Origin of the sequence: Aestuariivivens marinum (genome assembly GCF_022662175.1) — a bacterium.
GTDB classification, from domain to species: Bacteria; Bacteroidota; Bacteroidia; order Flavobacteriales; family Flavobacteriaceae; genus Aestuariivivens; species Aestuariivivens marinum.
Window position 1 is genome coordinate 92,224 of record NZ_JAKMCR010000006.1, and the last position, 20,269, is coordinate 112,492.

Here is a 20,269-nt window from a genome sequence, read left to right on the forward strand (position 1 = left end):
TGCATTCTATTAGAAGACTAATTCAAGTATCTTAAATATACGTTTTTTTTGAATTGAATGGTTTTTTAAAAGAAGAAAAAACTCAAATTAAATTTTGTTTTTCTGATGTGCTATTTACGTTCAGCTACCACCAAGGTATCTAAATTCAATTTAAGTTTTAACCATTTTTCAAGTTTGTCTTTATCCTTTTTTCTAGTTTCCTCTTTGGTCAAGGAATCCACCCATTTTACGGTAAACACTGAAAGGGTGTCCATTTTTCTAAAATTGGAACTAATGACATTAGCATAAGACAGGCTTTCAATGGTTTCGTAATTGACTTTAACTTCCTGGGCCAACTCTTCAAAAGCGATGTAGTTCTTTTCGAGTTTGGATAGTTGCCTAACCTTATTTTCCAAAAAGTTTATTTTTTCGGTTTGTGACAAGAGGTCTAAGGAATCGCGTGTACGCAACTCTTCCATATAGCGCAGATTATCCAAATTTTTATTTTTATTCTGGTTAACTTTTAAAAGTGTATTCCCCAAAGCGTTATAATCTTTCAATCTGTTTTGCAATATGGCTATAGTCGATTCAGGAATCTCGTCCAATCCAAAAGTATTCAACTCAATAAACGAATTTTCACTATCAACATAATTATATATAGCATTACTTTTTAGGTAATCGGAATGAGGCAATGTTGCTAATTCATTGGCCACAAAGTCCCTGGCATCTCTATTAAAATTACTTTCAGACAACACATTTAAAAAAGTCCATACCGCAGGCACCATTACAACTACCGCCAATAAAGTAGCCATTCTGGAAATAAATTGTCTTTTTTTAGAATTAACATATTTAAGCATAGGAAAGCGTAACAGTTTTAACACCACAAAAGTCGCCAAAGCAATAAAAATGGTGTTAATAGTAAATAAGTACATCGCACCACCAAAATAAATGAGGTTGCCTTTGGCCAGACCATAACCTGCTGTACATAATGGTGGCATTAACGCTGTGGCAATGGCTACCCCAAAAATAACCGACGCTATAGTACCTTTTTTAGTGCGCGCTATAATTAAAGCCAATCCACCAAAAAAAGCAATAAGTACATCCCTAATATCAGGGCGTACTCTACCGAGAAGCTCTGATGTATCTTCACTTAACGGAAACAGCCAAAAAAATAAAAAAGCTGTTATTAAACTTAATGAAATCATTATAGCCAAATTGATTAACGACCGCTTAAGTGTATCAATATCATTAATGGCAATAGATAAACCTACACCTAAAATTGGCCCCATAAGTGGAGAGATTAACATGGCACCAATAACTACTGCGGTTGCATTGGCATTCAATCCAATAGAGGCTACAAATATGGAACATACCAAAATCCAAGCTGTGGCACCTTTAAAAGAAATATCACCTTTTATGGCTGCAATAGTTGCTCCCCTATCAGTATCCTCCCTGAAATCGAGCAGTTCACTAAAAAAACGTTTTACACTTTTTAGTAATCCCCTAGCATCTTTCTTTACAGCTTCTTTAGATTGCTCAACTGCACCATTATTGGTCATGTCTTCTTCCGAAAAATTAAACTTAGATTCTTGGTCCATAATTTATCCGTATTGTTCCCCAAATTGGTCTTTCACATTTTGAAGTGTTGTTTTAATATCCTGTTCCTTAGCTTTAGGAAAGATAAGCAAAACTTCGTCTTTATCAACAATAATATAATCCTCTAACCCATCCAACACCACAATTTTATCATTCTTGGTCCATATCATATTACCTGAAGCGTTGTTCACCAGGGTTCGGGCATTCACTACAGCATTTCTAGCTTTACCTTTATCTAATTTATCATATAAACTACCCCAAGTACCCAAATCGTTCCAGTCGAATTCTGCAGCGATTACATACACATTGGTCGATTTTTCCATAATGGCATAGTCAACTGAAATGTTTTGTGCTTTAGTATAATGTTCCTTTATAAAATTGACTTCGTCTTTAGTATTATAACTTGAAATACCTTTTTCAAACAACTTAAACAATTCTGGTTGGTTATTTTGAAACGCTTTTACTACCGAAGTCACACTCCACATAAAAATACCAGCATTCCACAAAAAATTGCCCGCTGCAATAAATTGCTTGGCAGTTTTGTAATCAGGCTTTTCTCTAAATTGGTTAACGGCTTTTGCAGCGTGTACCTCAATAGGCTCAGCAATAGCCTCATTTTGTGATTCAGAATCCAAATCATACTCAATATAACCATAACCTGTATTGGGAAACGTAGGTCGTATTCCTAAGGTTACAAGGGCATCGTTAGCTTGGCAAAAATCAAATGCCTGTTGTACATTTTTGGTAAAGGCTTCTTCATCTTCAATCCAATGATCGCTTGGCGATACAACCATCAACGCTTCTGGATTTTCTTTTTGAATTTTTAATGACGCATACAAAATACAAGGTGCTGTATTTCTCATAGCTGGCTCTAAAACCACTTGATGTTGCCTTAACTTTGGCAGCTGTTCTAAAACCAAATCATTATAGTGTTCATGGGTTAAAATAAAAATGTTTTCTTTTGGAATTAGGAGAGATAACCTTTGAAATGTTTTTTGTAATAAGGTACTTCCAGTTCCCAACATATCGTGAAACTGTTTTGGAAAATCTTTTGTACTTACTGGCCAAAAGCGTGACCCAACACCCCCAGCCATTAAAATTGCATAATAATTTTTATTCATAGTTTGCTGTCATTCAGAAAAAGCCAAGCGAAGTGAAAAACCCATTACAAATAAGTATTCTTAGCTTCAATAGCTAGTTCAATTCAATAATTCAACTTCTGCATTAGGGTTAAATAAAAATAGCCTTCCTGTTTTCACTTCAAGGCACTCATATCGTTTTACCCTTTTTTGTCCCATTTGAAACACCTTACCATTATACAGTTTAAATTTGCTGCCTAACGGAATTTCAAAAATATAGGTTTTATCGTTAGGTTCGTCAAACTGTTTTAAAGCCAATGCTAAATACACATCGCTATCACTACTGGCCTTAGGGTTTCTAAAATGCTTTGCCAATAATGGCAATAGCTCATTTGGAAAAATATTCGGATTTAAAAATGGTAACATTAAATGCTGGAAGGTGCGTTTCCACTCTATGCCATGTGGTTTTATAAACCGTCCGTACTGCTGATAGGCCTCAAAATGTGCAATTTCGTGGATGAGCGTGATTAAAAACCGATACGGGTTTAAATTGGAATTCACGGTTATTTGATGCTTTCCTTTAGGCAATGCCTTATAATCGCCATGTCTGGTCTTGCGTTCACTCTTAATTTTAACCAATAAGCTGTCATGTTTTAAAAGTTCTATAACTTGGGATACTGAAGCTTGTGGAATGAATTTCTCCAATTGGTGTTTCATATGGTAAAAATAAAGAAATCTTTAGTATTAAAAACTGTTGCCACCTGACATTATAAACAAAAAAGTGTAATATTGAAATTCAAAAAATCTGCTTATGTATGCTTCATTTTTGAATACGTCATTAACCATCTTTTTAACTTTAGCATATCATTTATTTAGCTTTATCCAACCTAGCAAAGGAGAATTTATTGAAGCTTCTATTGGTTTAGGTTTAACCAGTCCTTATGAAAATATGAACATCTTTGGTTCTAGGTTTTATGCCCAAGGCAAATATGTTTTTGCTTTTAATAAATATTAGTTTGCGTCCTTATACTGGATTGATACTAACATCAACAGAATCAGATTCCAGACCAAAAAATCTATAACAACACAAAGTATCCTCTAAAGCCCTTTAGATAGATGAAAAATTAGAGTTTCACTTCCCACACCATGGGTGGCTCCATATATAAAAACAGGTATTGGAGATACTTTTGGTTCTTTATTAACATATATTCCTAAAACCAAAAAAGACTTTAATGGTATATCTATGCATATTCCTGTTGAAATAGGAATAGCTATTGACGAAACCATAGATACGAATTAACTTTAACTTATTATCTCCAAAACTCAGCTGAACAAATTAGTAGAGCCGCTACAATAGGTTTTTCTTTCCCTTTAAACTAAGGTGTAGAATTAGACACCTGCAACAATTTACCATTGTAGTATTTATATCCGTTTAATGAGAAACCAAAAATATAATGCGCCATATCTATAGCTGTAGTTGGCGCTTTATAATCTGGAAAAGCTTCTTTAAGCATTTCGGTTTGTACCGCCCCTAGAGCTAAAGCATTAAAGCTTATTCCAGAATCTTTATATTCTTCGGCCAACAATTCGGTTAATGTAATTACTGCTCCTTTGCTAGAGCTATAGGCTGCTAATCCCGGAAATTTGACGCTACCTTGAACTCCTCCCATAGAACTTATGGTTACGACATGACCCCTGTTCTTCATAAAAGGCAACGTCACTTTAGTAAGTTCGGCAACGCCGAATACATTGGTTTTGTATACCGATTCAAAATCACTCATAGTCAATTCTGAAAACGGTTTGTTTATCAATGAACCCGCATTATTGATAAGAATATCTACTTGTTGCCAATGGGTTTTAATGAAGCTTTCAACTTTACTGTAGGCATTACCATCACCTAAATCGAATGAAAAACAGGTCACATTATCCAATTTTAAATCCTTTATGGACTTTTCATTACGAGATAATGCCAGTACTTGATGTCCTGCTTGGGCAAACAATTTTACCAGTTCAAAACCTATACCTCTACTCGTTCCTGTTATAATGACATGCTTACTCATTTAGCTTAATAACTTTAGTTGGTGTATTTGCCATAGTTTCTATAGCAGGGATTAACTTATTTATAAAATTGGCCATATGCACATAGTCCATAATATCAGCCTCATCACCTACCTGATGGTAATGCTCATAGTCATGGGATGTTGAAATGGTTTGTGATGGTATATTATATTCTAAATAAAACGGGTAATTATCGGAACGTTTAAAAAGCTCATAAGCTTTAGACAGTTCATATAAGCCTAAAAATTTAGAATCACCTACATTATTATTAATAAACTTAACCATGTTTGAAGTCTCATAACCCGTTATGTAGCCCATAAAATCAAAACCTTCTATAGGCAACCCTAACATTTCAAAATTAACAACAGTGTAAATATCTGTCGATTCTTTTTTTAATCTTTTGGCCAAATGATCAGAGCCCAGCAATCCTCTTTCTTCAGCAGAAAATAAGGCAAACATTAGACTACGCTTATTACTTTTTTTAGTCGAAAAATATTTAGCCATGGCCATTACTGCACTAGTACCAGAAGCATTATCGTTTGCCCCGTTGGCTATCGAGTCATTATCTTTTAATCTACCTTTACCTATGTGGTCGTAATGTGCCCCCAAAATAATGATTTCATTTTTCAACTTGTAGTCATGACCTTCTATAAACCCAACAACATTGAAAGCATCAAGGCTATCTACCTTAAAATGATCACGATACGTTTCAAAATAGGATTTGATGTTTTGCTTCTCAAAATAATCCTCTATAAATACGGCTGCATTGTATATACCATTGGTTCCCGTATCCCTACCTTTTAAATCATCTGAAGCCAAATAACTTACAATGCTTTCCAATTCATTACCTGTAATAATAGTTTCATTATTCTGTGCCCTTCCTTTACTGCTTAAGGTCAATAGTAAAATTACAAGACTAAACACTTTATGCATTGGCATCAATTTTATTGATTTTAAAGATATGAAATTCATATTTAGGTTATTTGATTTTTATTATCTTCTATTTTCATTGGTAACGATTCTTTTTTCAATGTAAAATTCCTACCATATCTCCTTAAAAATCACTATATTGTAGAATCACTTTAACGTCATGACAAATAACATCTATAGTCATACAGAGCCCAGTGCAATTATTTACTCCAAGCCAAGCCAAAACATTATTATGGCACTGGAAACGGGTGATTACTTGCACCGACTAAAGGACAATCAGTTCGATCTTTTTCATCAAAAATTTCATAACAGTACCCAAAAAATTATAGAAAAGTTTAACGGAAACATACTTTCACTAAAAGACAACTCTTATATTGTTTCATTCAATTCTACCAACGATACCATCTTTTGTGCTATAAAAATTTATGGCAATTTAAATTATATTACACCTAATTTCGACCCTACTTACAGACAGTTAAAAATAGGTGTCTCTTTAATACCTACCCTATTAGAGGGTAATGTTTTTAAGGAAGCTGTAGCACATACTATTAAATTATGCGAATATGTAAAGGGAGATATTATTATAACTTCTGGAGTAAAACACCTTTATGAAAATAATAATAAAAATGATTTTTTACATAACGAACATATTAGGCTATTAAAGCCAAAAGAAGAACGGTTTTTATCTAAACTAATCCTATTTATTGAAAAAAATTGGAACGACCCTACATTGGATGTGTCTGCATTTAGTAAGTCTATTGGCTATAGCAAATCGCAACTTAATAGAAATCTAAAAGGCCTCACGGGGAAATCACCAAATCAGTTTATAAGGGCATTTAGGTTACACAAGGCATTGGAATTATTATACAATCAAAAAGGTAATATTTCTGAAATAGCCCATAGAACTGGATTTAATAATTCAACCTATTTTACCAAGTGTTTTTATGACAACTATGGTCTTTTGCCTTCAAACTATCTACAAAAACATGTGTATTGTAATTAACGTTCCTCTAAATCTACCCATTCTTAACTTATATAAACTATTTTATTATTTAGGTTTATATGGCCAAAAAAGGTGGAGTCTAGAAACCACACTAAAAAACAGGGCGTCACTGAAAAGCCTTATGAGTAGGAAATAAAACTAATGTATTATGCCAAAGTATGTTATTGAGCGTGAAATTCCAGATGCTGGAAAATTATCTGCAGAACAATTAAAAGCCATTTCTCAAACATCTTGTGGTGTTTTGGAAAACTTAGGACCAAAAATTAACTGGGTACACAGTTACGTTACCGATAACAAAATTTATTGTGTCTACATTGCACCTAATGAGGACATGGTTAGAGAACATGCTAAACAAGGTGGTTTCCCAGTTAATTCAGTAAGTACAGTTTATGCTATTATTGATCCCACAACTTCAGAATAGAAATAAAATAAAAGCCCGCTTCAATTGAAAAGGGCTTTTATTTTATGAGATTTCTCATTTAAGTTTGAAATGACACTATATTTTAAATCAGCATGGTAACCGGATTCTCGATATAAGCTCTTAAAGTTTGGAGAAATTCAGCACCAGTTGCACCATCAACCGTCCTGTGGTCACAAGCCAATGTTAATTTCATAGTATTTCCAACTACAACTTGACCATTTTTAACCACTGGTTTTTCAACAATCGCTCCTACTGATAGGATGGCAGAATTGGGTTGATTGATAATTGATGTGAAATAATCAATACCAAACATACCTAAGTTGGATACCGTAAAAGTACTACCTTCCATTTCCTGTGGCGTTAACTTTTTATTTCTAGCTTTCCCAGCTAACTCCTTAACTGCTACTCCTATTTGTGGTAGACTTTGTTCGTTTGCAAAACGCACAACTGGAACTACCAAACCATCTGGTACAGCAACCGCCACACCAATATGCACATGATTATTTAAACGCATCTTATCAGCAAACCACTGTGAATTCACTTGTGGATGTTGTTTTAATGCTAAAGCACAAGCCTTTACTACCATATCATTAAATGATATTTTAGTATCCGGCAATGAGTTGAATTGTTGGCGAAATGCAATGGCATTGTCCATATCAAATTCAACAGCCAAATAATAATGTGGCGCAGAAAACTTAGAATTAGTCAATGCCTTGGCAATAGCTTTACGCATTTGTGAATTAGGCATATCCTCAAAATCCTCTTGCCCAGCTGGCACAAATTTACCCACCGAAGCCATAGATGCGGTAGGGATGTAGTTTTCTATATCACGCTTAACAATACGTCCATGTTCACCAGACCCTTTAACTTGGGTTAAGTTAATACCTTTTTCTTCCGCTAATTTTTTAGCCAAAGGTGAAACAAATACCCTTCCATTTGCTGTTACTGGGGTTGGGGTATGTTCATAAGACTTCTCGACTGCGCTCGAAGTGACAACTGATGCTGGTTTTGGTTTTTCAACCTTAGCTTCAACTTTTGGTTCATTTTCTTTGATTGCTTTGGCAGGTGCTTTAAAGTTAGCTACAACGCCTGAAATATCGGCACCAGCAGGACCAATAATAGCCAACAAAGCATCCACTTTGGCTGATTCGCCTTCCTGTAAGCCAACTTCCAATAAGGTTCCCGATTGGAAAGATTCGAATTCCATAGTAGCTTTGTCGGTTTCTATTTCCGCCAAAATATCACCTTCTTCAACAATATCACCAACTTTCTTCAACCAAGTAGCTACAGTTCCTTCCTCCATGGTATCACTTAGCCGTGGCATGGTCACTACAACAACACCTTCGGGTAATTCTTCTACGTCTTCAGATTTACTAGATTCTTCGCTATCGCTCTGAATGACAGCTTCTTTTTTTGTGTTTTCCTCTTCTTTTTTTGGTTCGGCAGCTTCGCTTCCTCCATTTAATAATTCTGATATATCCTCGCCTTCTTCTCCAATTATGGCCAACAACTCATCGACTTTGGTTGTTTCTCCTTCTTGAACGCCAATATGAAGTAATACACCTTCGTTAAAAGATTCAAACTCCATAGTCGCTTTATCGGTTTCTATCTCAGCTAAAATGTCGCCTTCTTCAACTTTATCTCCTACTTTTTTTAACCAAGCCGCTACGGTTCCCTCTTCCATGGTATCGCTTAAACGCGGCATATTTACTACTACTGCCATAGTTTATAATTTATGTTGAATAAAAGGATAATCTTCTTGCTCGTAAACCACATCGTACATGACATTCTTTTCTGGCCAAGGTGATTCTTCAGCAAATTTCTCACATTCAGCAACCCTATCTTTCACTCGTTTATCAATAACTTTTATTTCTGCTTCTGTGGCATATTTCTTTTCAAGTATAAGATCTTTAACCTGAGTAATTGGGTCAATCTTTTTATACTCTTCTACTTCTGCCTTAGTTCTGTAATGTTGTGCATCACTCATGGAGTGACCTCTGTAACGGTAAGTTTTTAACTCCAAAAATGTTGGTCCGCCTCCTTTGCGCGCACGCTGTATGGCCTCGTCGAAAGCTTTGGCCACTTTTACAGGATTCATCCCATCAACAGGACCACAAGGCATTTCATAGCCTAAACCTAACTTCCATATATCTTCATGGTTGGCTGTTCGTTCAACCGATGTCCCCATAGCATAACCATTATTTTCACAAACGAATACTACAGGTAAATTCCAAAGCATTGCCAAATTAAAGGTTTCATGTAACGAACCTTGCCTAGCCGCCCCATCACCAAAACAACATAAAGTCACAGCGTCACTTCCGTGGTACTTATCTCCAAAAGCTATACCTGCTCCTAGAGGAATTTGCCCCCCAACGATACCATGACCTCCATAAAAACGATGTTCTTTTGAGAAAATGTGCATAGACCCTCCTAAACCTTGTGATGTACCTGTTCCTTTTCCATAAAGCTCTGCCATAACACGTCTAGGATCCACACCCATCCCTATGGGTTGCACGTGATTACGATAAGCCGTTATCATTTTATCCTTGGTCAAGTCCATAGCATGCAAAGCACCAGCTAATATCGCTTCTTGACCGTTGTATAAATGTAAGAATCCTCTAACTTTTTGCTGAATATAAACTGCAGCTAGTTTGTCCTCAAACTTTCTCCAGAATAGCATATCTTCATACCACTTAAGGTAAACTTCTTTCGTTATTTTTTGCATCTACTTATATAGGGTTTAATTTATGCGAGCTACAAAAGTAATATTTTGTGGGATATTGGAAAAATGGATGGTGATTAAACTAATAAAATATTGAAAAATTTATTTAATTCAAGTTAAGATTATCTTTTTGATGATTTTTTATTTATAAAATGTGGTATTTGAAAGTAGATAAAACATGAGGCAGAAGACAGATAGCCAAAGACAGTTAATTGAACACAAAATATAAACTCCAAAACCTAAAAATTGATTATCGTGATCGCCAAGTAATATAAACCCTGAACTTGACATCTAACACTACAACAACGATTTATTAAAAACCATAGGTAATAAATTTTCCAATGAATTAGATTTAATCACTTTGCCTGATTCACCCATAAAGTATATTTCTATAGGTTGGTTTTGTTTAACCTCATACTCTACTATGGCTTGCCTACAGGCTCCACAAGGAGGTGTGGGCTCTGTAGTATTTCCTTTTTTTGAAGCTGCCGTTATGGCCATTTTTAAAATTTTGGTATCAGAATATTTTGAACCTGCATAATACACAGCCGTTCTTTCGGCACACAACCCTGAAGGATAAGATGCGTTTTCCTGATTACTTCCTGTAATCACTTTACCATTATCTAACAGTAAAGCAGCCCCTACTTGAAAGTTAGAATAAGGCGCATAGGCTTTTTTCCTAGCTTCAATAGCTTGATGCATTAAATTTTTAATATCTTCAGGCAAATGCTCTAACCCATCGAAAGCATATAGTATGCATTCTATTTTTATTTCATCCATATTTAAAATATAGTATTCTGACACTAATTTAAACAAAAAACCATTGCTTGGTGAGCAATGGTCTTTTTATATTGAGAAGCTGTTTATAGCTATAGTAAATTAATACTCGGTATATTCACCTGCACCAATATTAAATGTTAACGAAAAACGCAACGTACCTTCCAATGGACTTTGTACTTTTGATGTAGAGAAAAGATAAGATAAATCTATATTCACTACATTGTATTTAAACCCTGCTCCCAAAGCAAAAAACTTTCTAGCTCCTTTTTCTTCTGCTTCATTAAAGTACCCAGCTCTTAAGGCAAAAGAATCTTGGTATACATACTCTGCACCCAAAGCATAGGTAAATTCCTTTAACTCTTCACTAAACCCTCCAGGAGCATCGCCAAACGATTGGAAAATACCTGATAAGAAATTAACATTAGGATCTTTACCCTCAACGATAACCACTTCTTCACTTCCTCTATCATATTCACCATCATCATCTGAATCCACAAAACCGTATCTGGGTGGTGTAGGCACCAAAAGCTTGGCTAACTCAGCAGTAACAGCTATTTTATTATACTCATCGAAAATAAAATCGAATCCAGCACCTAAACGCAAATTGGTTGGCTGAAAGTTATCAAGCCCTCCGTCATCATACTTAAATTTTGGTCCAATATTCTGAATGGCAAACCCCATACGCCAACGACCGTTAAAATCATTATAGGCTTCTTCTTCACTTTGATAATAACCAGAGATATCCACGCCAAAGGTATTCGCCGCCGAAGCATCCTGATCAACGCCCTGTATCCTTAGATCTGATCTTAAATAGCGCATAGCTACAGACATAGCAAACTGATCTGACAATCTTAATGCATAGGATACATCAAGTGATAGCTCACTAGGTCTTTGAATTCTTGGAGTATCAAACTCATTATCAACAAATTCAATATCCCCCAAAGAAAAATACCTTAAACTAGCTGCAAAAGCACTACGTTCATCCAATCTATTAAAATAGGTTACATTTCCTAAAAAGATATCATTGACCAATTTACTTAAATAGGGCGTGTAGCTAACAGCTAAGCCTGATTTGGATTCAGAAAATACATATTTTGAGGAATTCCATTGTTGTGAAAATCCATCGACTGAAGTGGCCACTCCCATATCTCCCATTCCTGCTGCTCTAGCATCTGAAGCAATTAGTAAAAAAGGAATCCCTGTTGTTATTACCCGAGAGTCATCCTCAAAGGGGATGGTATTATTCTGCGCTTCAAATTTAAGCAAAATGGCAAAAGCCATTATAAACAATAATTTATTCTTCATGAAGTTAGTTTAGTTAACAAATATAAATTTTATTTTAAACTGTTACAGCCTTTACCTTAAAGCTGCAAAAATATTCGGTCATATGTCTTATCCAGGGCTATAGAATGACCAGTTTTTCTATTTTTTCTACTTTTTTATTCAATACTGCCGATTTAACCGTGAGTTTATAGATATAAACCCCTTTTCCTATCTTGTCACCAAAATCGTCCCGTCCATCCCAAACCATATCTCGAGACAAGGAACTTGTAATCTTTGACCCTGCATTGGTTTGCCCATTAATGGTCTTTACCAATTTCCCAGACACGGTGAATATCTGTATTGAAACGTCTAAAGGTGCAGAACTATTGTGGTTAAACCAAAATTCTGTGTAATTTACAAAAGGATTGGGGTAGTTCAACACATTATTAATAACCAATTCTTGATCTTTATCAAATACAATGAACTGTATTTCGGCTATTGAAGAATTATTATAAACATCCCATGCTTTAAGGGTTAACGTGTGCAACCCAGGCTCTAAATCCCTAAACGGAAAACTTACGACACCTTTTTGATAATTATCAACTTCGGTTTGATAGTAATCGTTTAACACATATGGGTTGGTTTCATCGCCATCAATTATGGCTACAATATCATGGCCTATACCACTAGCGGTATTGATTCCGTTTAAATCTTCCAACTTTGCCAATAATGTCGGGGATTCGTTTGTAATACCTCCCGAAACAAAATTTTCATCATTCATATACAAGGTAATCACTGGCCCCGTATTATCTTCTTCTGCATTTTCGTTTAACCCTCCAATTCTAACCTCATTAATACTTGCCCCTGTTTGGTCCTCGGTTGATGCCTCATTTTTGGCATAAAAGCTCAGTTTTCCATAACCAACAGGAATACCAACATCCCTCGGCACCACAAAATCGAATTCAAACTGTCCGTTTTGTATTGAGGCCTGCCCTCTAAATATGGTAGCTCCTAATGTATTGAAATCTAACTTAATGAGTTGTCCATTAGAATCCCGTGTACCATCATTGGCTAGGGTTTGCCTATCTATAAACTTATCATAAATGGTAGAGGAAAGGGTTCCGTTATAATTGGTCAGCACATTTCCGTTTACATCTGTCACCTCTCCCGCCAGTTTAACATAACTTAGTGCCTTTAGTGTATCTGTTGACTGTCCCACTTGAACATCATTAATCTTTGTTAGCCTGATGTTTGGCTTGGGAAACGTTAATTTCATCGCAGGATCACCGATATAAAACACTAATCGCCTTTGACTTTGACTCGATATGGAAGGATCATTTTTAGTTAATCGTAACGCTTCTGCTGCCGAAGGGTATTCATAATCAGCATAAGTATCATTATCACTAAACGAAAACAAATACTGTTCTAAAACATTATTGAAATTGGTTCCGAAAATCACAAATACTTGTCTAGTGGTTGTAATTAACCCTATGGCTCCTGCTTCCTTGTTCCAATAGGTAAATTCTCCTGCTGTTTCCCTTAACGGATTATCGAACTTGGTAAATTCACAGGTTACTGTCACAAAACAATTCAACTTACAAATGTTTTGCAGATCTTCTATATTTGGTTTTAAAAAAATACGTTCTCCCGATAAACCATCCTCACCTCCATGTCCAAAATAATTAACCACCAAAGCCCCTTTATCAATTCCATTAACCAAAGCCTCGGTTACTAAGGGGTAGCGTTCTCCCCCAGCCGAAACTTCCTGTTTATAGGCATCACTATGAATTTTAATAACATTTATATACGGCTTTTCAGCTGCGACCATATCACCTAAGCTATTAGTGGTCTGTTGCAAAATACCTTCCCAATCTTCATCGACATCATCAGAAACGGCAATAAAATTATTTCGCCAACTGCCATAAGCTTCTTTAGCATAATACAATTCCACCTTATCTACCATATCCTTTGCTCGTTGTGGTGTATCGGCTAGTATGCGACCTACAGCAATATCCAATTTATCACTGTTGGACATCATTCCCTCGTTATCGTCCATCATCCCATAAAAATCATCAGAAACATAAGAACTGGTAAGATTAAAGCTGTTAAGGGAGTACCAAGATGGCACAACATTGGTGTTATTTTGTACACGGTCTTTATAATCGAAAGAACCATCTCCAAAAAGACATAAATATTTTAGCTTCTTTTCTGGAGCACTGGCATTATCATAAACATATTTCACTAAATTTCTTATTGCCCCTATGTCTGTGTTTCCTGTACTGAACTCATTATAAATTTCATTCAACCCTATAGCTTTTGCATTAATACCGTATCTATCCATATTGATATTTGCCAAGCGTTCGGCCTGTCCCAACATATCGTTTCTAGCAACTATAATATAATCAACATCCTGAAACTCTCCTTGTGAATTGGTGAATATCGTTCCTTTAATATTTTGATTGGGAACTGTGGTTGTTTCATCTACTTTTGGTTCGAAATAATCTTGTGGAGTTACAGCTACAAAGGTCTTTAAAACGCCTAAAGTAGATTTAAAACTTAAAGTAGGAGAAGATTCGTTATTTTCAAAACTTGTAATATTAAATATATCTGTAACCTCCCAAACCTCGGAGATTTGAGATGCATTCGAGATATTGTACTGCCCTATACCTAAAGCAGAAACCACATTACTGTTTTTAAACTGAAATTGTTTATTGTTGAAGTTTAGTGATCTAGTTGCTTCAATTGAAACGTAATCTAAATACCCCAAAGCACTTGGGTTTCCTTGATTGTTATAGATTAAATTTACAACAACATTAGATGACCCCACATTAACATCTCCATTATACTGTGCAGCACTTGCCAAATTGGCTCCAGAAGCCCCCGCCATGTTAAGTGTAGTAACCTCATTCCCATTCACGCTAACTTGCATGGTACTAGGAGCTGATGAGGCTGCAGCTACATAAACGTTTAGCCGAATAGGCTCTCCAGTTATTAAGTCAGGAAAATTAAATTCAAAAGATTTTTCATTTTCAATATCAAACCGCTCTCCAAACCAACGTCTTCCCAAAGATGCAATATTTTGCTCATCTTTTTCGTGGAATTGATAATCTTCATAGGTGTCAATTGTCATATTAGGAACCGCATCTGGCTGAACCATGGATTGAATGCGTTTGCCATTACCAGAACTTACATTAATATAATAATAGGTCTTATCTGTATAACAATTAATATTGGTATTACTTTGAGCATCGAAGCCTTTTGGTCCTTCAGCATAAAACAATATATAATCTTCATCATTGAAAACCCCATCATCTTGTCCAATAAACTTTATTGCATTCTCCATAACATCAAATGGCTGGCTTACCGCATTACTATATGGTATCATTCTGCCACCATTACCATAAAGCTTAATGGTTCTGGGATCCACATTATTAACATTAACGCCCAAGCGCTGCAAAAAACTTTTTGTCAACCTATAAACACCCGTAGTATCAACATAAAAACGATACCACTCACCAGAATTCAATACCGAATTTGTGATATTACGTGACCTTTTAAAACTTTTGTTTGAAATTGCCCTGTTAACCTCACCGCTTTTATATTCAATTTGAAACGAAATGATTTTTTTATAATTGCCATTCCCATCCTTTATTATTGGCGACAACTTAAAAAAGGCATATTTCTTATTCCTAGCATAGGAATTATGCAAACTATAAATTAGTTTATTCGTTATTTTATTTAAATCAAGGTCTTTTAAATCACTTTTAGAAATAGGCTTATAGCTTACATTGCTCAAAACAATGGAAGATTCATTAATAGGTGAACTGGTTTCCCATTGTGAAACAAATAATAGACCTGTTTCAAAATCATAACTAAAGTTGCCTTTATTAAAAGAAGGTATTTCGATGGTGTTATTACCTGCTGAAAGTTTTTGAACACCCTCCCAATTAATTGTAAACTGTTTTTGTTGTGAAAAAGCTAAAGCGTTAAAAAACAAAAATAGAATTAAAAATTTCTCTTTCATTGCAAGAATAACGTTAATAAAATGGCGTTATTATTAAAAATATAATATTTTTACTTTCGCTTCAAAAATACGATAATAAATTTGTAAAACACACGTTAATACAAGACAAATCGACACCAAAAAACAAGAAAAATATCGATGAAATACATAAAAAATAAGGTGAAATACACTTTTTTTTGGTCAAAATGCTAAAAATTGCTTGCAATCTTCGGTTTAATTCTTATATTGCAGCACCAAAATATAAATTAGCTTACTTAAAGATATGGATATGAAAAAAGTAGTAACATTCAAAACTCTGCTAATACTAGGGTTGTCTTTAGCGGCCATAAGCTGTAAAAAGTCAACAAGTTCTAAAAATACTTCCAGAGCTACAGGATGGCAAATCAACGACCGTGAAGGTGGTTTTCAATACAATACTCGTTTTGAAGAGCAAGAAACTGCTCCAGGATTAGTTTTTATTGAGGGAGGTACTTTTACCATGGGTCGTGTACAAGACGATGTAATGCACGATTGGAACAATACACCTAACCAACAGCACGTACAGTCATTTTACATGGATGAGACAGAGGTTACCAATGTAATGTATCTAGAATATTTAGATTGGATTAAACGTGTTTACCCACCAACAGACGAAAATTTTAGGGCCATTTACCATGGTGCCTTACCAGATACATTGGTATGGAGAAATCGATTAGGTTTTAATGAAATTATGACGGAAAACTATTTGCGTCACCCGGGCTATGCCGAATACCCTGTAGTTGGTGTGAGTTGGATTCAAGCGGTTGAATTTGCTAACTGGAGATCGGACCGTGTCGGCGAAATGGCTTTACAAAAAGCTGGCTATACCAAAAGAGGCTCTCACCTTACAGATGTTTCTGCAGATGCTACATTTAATATTGATACCTACATTAATGCTCCAACCATGACCTATGGTGGAAACGAAGAAGTTATCAATCCGGATAGTGGAAGAAATAGAAATGCACAAGTAGATGCCGATGGTAATCCTGTAAACATTTATGCTAAAAGGGAATCGGGAATCATTCCTTTAAAATATAGACTACCTACAGAAGCAGAATGGGAATATGCAGCACTTGGATTGAGTGAAATTAGAAGCTACAACGTTTATAGAGGTCGTAAAAAATATCCATGGGATGGACAATATACCCGTGCTGGAAAACGTAGAATACGTGGTGATCAATTAGCTAATTTCAAGCAAGGAAAAGGTGATTATGGTGGAATTGCTGGATGGTCCGATGATGGTGCCGATATTACTAATGAAGTTAAGTCTTACGATCCAAACGACTATGGTTTATACGATATGGCAGGTAATGTTGCCGAATGGGTAGCCGATGTATACCGACCAATTGTTGATGATGAATTTAATGATTTCAACTATTTTAGAGGGAATGTTTATACTAAAAACGCTATTGATGAAGAAGGACAGGTTAAAGTAGTTACGCCAGAAGATATTGTTTATGACACCTTATCTACTGGAAAACTAGTAGCCAGAAATTTACCTGGTGAGATTTTACAAGTTCCTGTTGATGAAGATGAAACCTATCTAAGAACGAATTTTGACAGAAGTAATCAAATAAACTTTAGGGATGGTGATAAACGCTCATCAAGATTTTTTGAAAGTTTTGATGAAGATGGGGAAGGCGATGCTTCTGCTGACACGAAGTTGATGTACAACTCACCTAGACATCGTGTAGAACGTGATTCTTTAGGAAATTTAATAAGAGAACATGACAAGGATAACAATAGAACCTCATTGATTAATGATAATGTTAGGGTTTATAAAGGTGGCTCGTGGAAAGACAGGGAATATTGGTTAGACCCTGCGCAACGTCGCTATTACCCTGAAGATATGGCTACCGACTATATAGGATTTAGATGTGCCATGTCTAGAGTAGGCTCTAAAACCAAAAGAAAAAACAAAACCAAAAACTAAAAATATTTGGTAAAAACATTTAAAAAGTCCTAACTTCGGTTAGGGCTTTTTTATTACATTTATTTTTTTGAAACTGTCACACTAGGATGCTACATCAAACCTGTAGAAGTGTTGTTTCTGAATCTAACGTTACTTATTATAAAAACATTGAACATAGAACAACTACATCAGCTTTTTTTAGAATGCAACAAGGCTAATACCGATACACGAAATATGGTTAAAAATGATATGTTTTTTGCCTTAAAAGGAGAAAATTTTAATGGTAATACATACGCCGAACAAGCCTTAACACTTGGTGCCAAATATGCTATAATAGACGAACCGAAATTTGCAATAAACAACCAAACTATTATTGTAAATAATGTTCTTGAAACATTACAGGCACTAGCTTCCTATCACAGGATTTTTTTAAAATTGCCCATCATTGCCTTAACAGGAAGCAATGGCAAAACAACTACTAAAGAATTGATTAATGCCGTATTATCACAAAAATACAATACAACTGCAACTATTGGGAATTTGAATAATCATATAGGCGTTCCCTTAACCTTGTTGTCAATGACTCAAGATACAGAAATAGGTATAGTTGAAATGGGGGCTAACCATCAAAAAGAAATCGAGTGTCTGTGTAACATTGCACAGCCTGATTATGGTTATATTACTAATTTTGGAAAAGCACATCTGGAAGGTTTTGGTGGTGTTGAAGGCGTTATAAAAGGAAAAAGCGAGCTATATGATTATCTAATTACCAATAGCAAGACCATTTTCGTTAACAGCAACGATTCCATTCAAGTTGAAAAAACCCAACATGCTAACACTTATTCCTTTGGCAATTCACAACAAGATCTTACAATAAATTTTACAGGAGCCAATCCTCTTGTGAAACTAAGCTATAATGGTTTAGAAATAAACAGTCAGCTTATTGGAGATTATAACTTTAATAATATTGCAGTTGCCATTGCCATAGGGCATTATTTTAAAGTTGATGATAAGCGCATAAAATCGGCTATAGAAAACTACATACCCAATAACAATCGTTCACAAATCATTCAAAGAGGGAATCTAAAAATTATTTTGGATGCATATAATGCAAACCCAACTAGTATGCACGCTGCCCTATTGAATTTAGAAAAGCAAACAGGAGAAAAAATAGCGATTTTGGGTGATATGTTTGAATTAGGGGATTATGCAGTACAGGAACATCAAACCATTACCGATTTAGTAGCATTGCTGAATATAGACCAAACCTTTTTAGTTGGGGAAAACTTTTACAAATCAAAAACCAATTCAAAAACAGTAAAGCCGTATAGTTCTTTTGATAATTTTAAAACCCATTTTAACATGAGCGAAATGAATAAAGCTACTATACTAATAAAAGGATCTCGCGGAATGGCTTTGGAACGGGTCTTAGATATTATTTATTAAAATAAAAAGTGCCTATTTCATTTACATGAAAAGACACTTTTATAAATTCTCCCAAAACTAAATTAATAGCAAGGTAAATTTCCAACTTTTAAAAACACTTCACAATACTCAAATTGAGTATTTTTCTAGCTTTAAATCCAATGGGTATTTAATTTTAAGAGTCCAACTAGTTCCCCTGTAGAAGAAATATTTAGTTTTTTTAAAATATTTCGCCTATGTGTATCTACTGTATTAGAGCTTATATTCAATTTATTGGCTATATCTTTACTACTATGGTTTAACACCAACAACCTAACAATATCACGTTCCCTATTACTAATGCCGTCAATTAATAGTTTTTGGGAAAAGTTATTGTAATAAAGAGTCTCATATTCATTATTAACGTTTAAAAACTTAGCAGATGCCGTAAATGGCAAGGTTAATTTCTCATGTAAAATAGTATAATGAGCCAATCCAATTATAGGCTTCATGTTAGCATCAAATTCTAGAGGACTTGTGTTTTGTATAATGTTTACATATTCACCACTTCTATTCTTCAACCGATAGTTCCAAGTATAGTTCATTCGTTGTCGATTTGCAATAGGAATCTCTGAAAGGGTAAACTCCATTAAGTCTTTAAGTACCTTCAACCACTTATCAATATCATCGGGGTGAATCCTACTCCAAAAATACCGCATTCCCTTTTTTTGCATTTCATCAGCTTCAATACCCAAACATGCCTTTACATTCTTACTAACATATTCAAAGGTTAAATCCTGTGTATTGGTTACACAAAAAAATGTAGAACTGTATGGCAAAAAGCAATCTAGTTCTATAATTTTTTTAATATGTTCATCTATTGAAGGATTACCATAAGATTCAAATATTGTTTTATATCTACCTTTTATATCTGTATGTTGCATAGATTTAGTATAAAACATTACCATTTATAAATAGCAATGTAATATGAAATTAATACATATTCTAACAAATAAAAAATAGGCCCCTTAAAAAGTAAATTTAGGACGTTTAACTGTTCTTATAAAAGATAACTCAGAA

17 protein-coding genes are annotated in these 20,269 nt (G+C 34.9%); 6 read left to right on the plus strand and 11 right to left on the minus strand.

The window, feature by feature from the left end:
* Positions 1–110: 110 nt before the first annotated feature.
* The 3 genes from MR053_RS12825 to MR053_RS12835 form a co-directional block, all read right to left on the minus strand.
* The gene (locus tag MR053_RS12825; RefSeq protein ID WP_242132815.1) at positions 111–1,577 is read right to left on the minus strand and encodes a DUF389 domain-containing protein; all 1,467 of its coding nucleotides are present in this window, start codon (positions 1,575–1,577) and stop codon (positions 111–113) included.
* A gap of 3 nt (positions 1,578–1,580) precedes the next feature.
* On the minus strand, positions 1,581–2,696 hold the full coding sequence (locus tag MR053_RS12830; RefSeq protein WP_242132816.1) for a mannose-1-phosphate guanylyltransferase: 1,116 nt from the start codon (positions 2,694–2,696) through the stop codon (positions 1,581–1,583).
* A 78-nt stretch (positions 2,697–2,774) separates the two neighbouring features.
* On the minus strand, positions 2,775–3,371 hold the full coding sequence (locus tag MR053_RS12835) for a SprT-like domain-containing protein (protein ID WP_242132817.1): 597 nt from the start codon (positions 3,369–3,371) through the stop codon (positions 2,775–2,777).
* Positions 3,372–3,465: 94 nt separating this feature from the next.
* Here MR053_RS12835 and MR053_RS12840 point away from each other — a divergent pair, with 94 nt between their 5' ends.
* Positions 3,466–3,669 (plus strand): hypothetical protein, encoded by a 204-nt coding sequence (locus MR053_RS12840; protein WP_242132818.1) that lies wholly within the window; start codon positions 3,466–3,468, stop codon positions 3,667–3,669.
* A gap of 135 nt (positions 3,670–3,804) precedes the next feature.
* Positions 3,805–3,954, plus strand: coding sequence for a hypothetical protein (locus tag MR053_RS12845; RefSeq protein WP_242132819.1), 150 nt, complete (start codon positions 3,805–3,807; stop codon positions 3,952–3,954).
* Positions 3,955–4,030: 76 nt separating this feature from the next.
* On the opposite strand, the gene MR053_RS12850 is transcribed toward MR053_RS12845, so the two are convergent.
* Positions 4,031–4,714, minus strand: coding sequence for an SDR family NAD(P)-dependent oxidoreductase (locus MR053_RS12850; RefSeq protein ID WP_242132820.1), 684 nt, complete (start codon positions 4,712–4,714; stop codon positions 4,031–4,033).
* The gene (locus tag MR053_RS12855) at positions 4,707–5,684 is read right to left on the minus strand and encodes a M28 family peptidase (protein ID WP_242132821.1); all 978 of its coding nucleotides are present in this window, start codon (positions 5,682–5,684) and stop codon (positions 4,707–4,709) included. Before MR053_RS12855 ends, MR053_RS12850 begins: the two co-directional genes overlap by 8 nt.
* A 118-nt stretch (positions 5,685–5,802) precedes the next feature.
* On the opposite strand from MR053_RS12855, the gene MR053_RS12860 reads away from it, so the two are divergent.
* Both MR053_RS12860 and MR053_RS12865 read left to right on the plus strand, forming a co-directional pair.
* Positions 5,803–6,645, plus strand: a complete 843-nt coding sequence (locus tag MR053_RS12860; RefSeq protein ID WP_242132822.1) for a helix-turn-helix domain-containing protein — start codon at positions 5,803–5,805, stop codon at positions 6,643–6,645.
* 148 nt (positions 6,646–6,793) lie between these two features.
* Positions 6,794–7,066 (plus strand): DUF4242 domain-containing protein, encoded by a 273-nt coding sequence (locus MR053_RS12865; RefSeq protein ID WP_242132823.1) that lies wholly within the window; start codon positions 6,794–6,796, stop codon positions 7,064–7,066.
* Positions 7,067–7,148: 82 nt separating this feature from the next.
* Here MR053_RS12865 and MR053_RS12870 read toward each other — a convergent pair whose 3' ends face one another.
* The 5 genes from MR053_RS12870 to porU all read right to left on the minus strand — a co-directional run bounded on the left by MR053_RS12870 (position 7,149) and on the right by porU (position 15,855).
* A complete protein-coding gene (locus tag MR053_RS12870; protein ID WP_242132824.1) occupies positions 7,149–8,789 on the minus strand; it encodes a pyruvate dehydrogenase complex dihydrolipoamide acetyltransferase in 1,641 nt (546 codons plus the stop codon).
* A 3-nt stretch (positions 8,790–8,792) separates the two neighbouring features.
* Entirely contained in the window at positions 8,793–9,791 is a 999-nt protein-coding gene (gene pdhA, locus MR053_RS12875; protein WP_242132825.1) for a pyruvate dehydrogenase (acetyl-transferring) E1 component subunit alpha, read from the minus strand.
* A 294-nt stretch (positions 9,792–10,085) separates the two neighbouring features.
* Positions 10,086–10,568, minus strand: coding sequence for a cytidine deaminase (gene cdd / locus MR053_RS12880; protein WP_242132826.1), 483 nt, complete (start codon positions 10,566–10,568; stop codon positions 10,086–10,088).
* A 99-nt stretch (positions 10,569–10,667) separates the two neighbouring features.
* Positions 10,668–11,873 carry a type IX secretion system outer membrane channel protein PorV gene (gene porV / locus MR053_RS12885; RefSeq protein ID WP_242132827.1) on the minus strand — a complete coding sequence of 402 codons (1,206 nt, stop codon included), beginning with the start codon at positions 11,871–11,873 and terminating at the stop codon, positions 10,668–10,670.
* 97 nt (positions 11,874–11,970) lie between these two features.
* Positions 11,971–15,855 carry a type IX secretion system sortase PorU gene (gene porU / locus MR053_RS12890; RefSeq protein WP_242132828.1) on the minus strand — a complete coding sequence of 1,295 codons (3,885 nt, stop codon included), beginning with the start codon at positions 15,853–15,855 and terminating at the stop codon, positions 11,971–11,973.
* 262 nt (positions 15,856–16,117) lie between these two features.
* Here porU and gldJ point away from each other — a divergent pair, with 262 nt between their 5' ends.
* Positions 16,118–17,806 carry a gliding motility lipoprotein GldJ gene (gene gldJ / locus MR053_RS12895; protein WP_242132829.1) on the plus strand — a complete coding sequence of 563 codons (1,689 nt, stop codon included), beginning with the start codon at positions 16,118–16,120 and terminating at the stop codon, positions 17,804–17,806.
* A gap of 147 nt (positions 17,807–17,953) precedes the next feature.
* Positions 17,954–19,231, plus strand: a complete 1,278-nt coding sequence (locus MR053_RS12900; protein WP_242132830.1) for a UDP-N-acetylmuramoyl-tripeptide--D-alanyl-D-alanine ligase — start codon at positions 17,954–17,956, stop codon at positions 19,229–19,231.
* Between the two features lie 131 nt (positions 19,232–19,362).
* Here the strand turns inward: MR053_RS12900 and MR053_RS12905 are convergent, their stop codons facing one another.
* Positions 19,363–20,133, minus strand: coding sequence for a LuxR C-terminal-related transcriptional regulator (locus MR053_RS12905; RefSeq protein WP_242132831.1), 771 nt, complete (start codon positions 20,131–20,133; stop codon positions 19,363–19,365).
* Positions 20,134–20,269 lie beyond the last annotated feature (136 nt).

Excerpts from the sequence above, each read along its gene's own strand:
- MR053_RS12825 (WP_242132815.1), bottom strand. The coding sequence starts at position 1,577 with ATGGACCAAGAATCTAAGTTTAATTTTTCGGAAGAAGACATGACCAAT.
- MR053_RS12830 (WP_242132816.1), bottom strand. The coding sequence starts at position 2,696 with ATGAATAAAAATTATTATGCAATTTTAATGGCTGGGGGTGTTGGGTCA.
- MR053_RS12835 (WP_242132817.1), bottom strand. The coding sequence starts at position 3,371 with ATGAAACACCAATTGGAGAAATTCATTCCACAAGCTTCAGTATCCCAA.
- MR053_RS12840 (WP_242132818.1), top strand. The coding sequence starts at position 3,466 with ATGTATGCTTCATTTTTGAATACGTCATTAACCATCTTTTTAACTTTA.
- MR053_RS12850 (WP_242132820.1), bottom strand. The coding sequence starts at position 4,714 with ATGAGTAAGCATGTCATTATAACAGGAACGAGTAGAGGTATAGGTTTT.
- MR053_RS12855 (WP_242132821.1), bottom strand. The coding sequence starts at position 5,684 with ATGAATTTCATATCTTTAAAATCAATAAAATTGATGCCAATGCATAAA.
- MR053_RS12860 (WP_242132822.1), top strand. The coding sequence starts at position 5,803 with ATGACAAATAACATCTATAGTCATACAGAGCCCAGTGCAATTATTTAC.
- MR053_RS12865 (WP_242132823.1), top strand. The coding sequence starts at position 6,794 with ATGCCAAAGTATGTTATTGAGCGTGAAATTCCAGATGCTGGAAAATTA.
- MR053_RS12870 (WP_242132824.1), bottom strand. The coding sequence starts at position 8,789 with ATGGCAGTAGTAGTAAATATGCCGCGTTTAAGCGATACCATGGAAGAG.
- pdhA (WP_242132825.1), bottom strand. The coding sequence starts at position 9,791 with ATGCAAAAAATAACGAAAGAAGTTTACCTTAAGTGGTATGAAGATATG.
- cdd (WP_242132826.1), bottom strand. The coding sequence starts at position 10,568 with ATGGATGAAATAAAAATAGAATGCATACTATATGCTTTCGATGGGTTA.
- porV (WP_242132827.1), bottom strand. The coding sequence starts at position 11,873 with ATGAAGAATAAATTATTGTTTATAATGGCTTTTGCCATTTTGCTTAAA.
- porU (WP_242132828.1), bottom strand. The coding sequence starts at position 15,855 with ATGAAAGAGAAATTTTTAATTCTATTTTTGTTTTTTAACGCTTTAGCT.
- gldJ (WP_242132829.1), top strand. The coding sequence starts at position 16,118 with ATGGATATGAAAAAAGTAGTAACATTCAAAACTCTGCTAATACTAGGG.
- MR053_RS12905 (WP_242132831.1), bottom strand. The coding sequence starts at position 20,133 with ATGCAACATACAGATATAAAAGGTAGATATAAAACAATATTTGAATCT.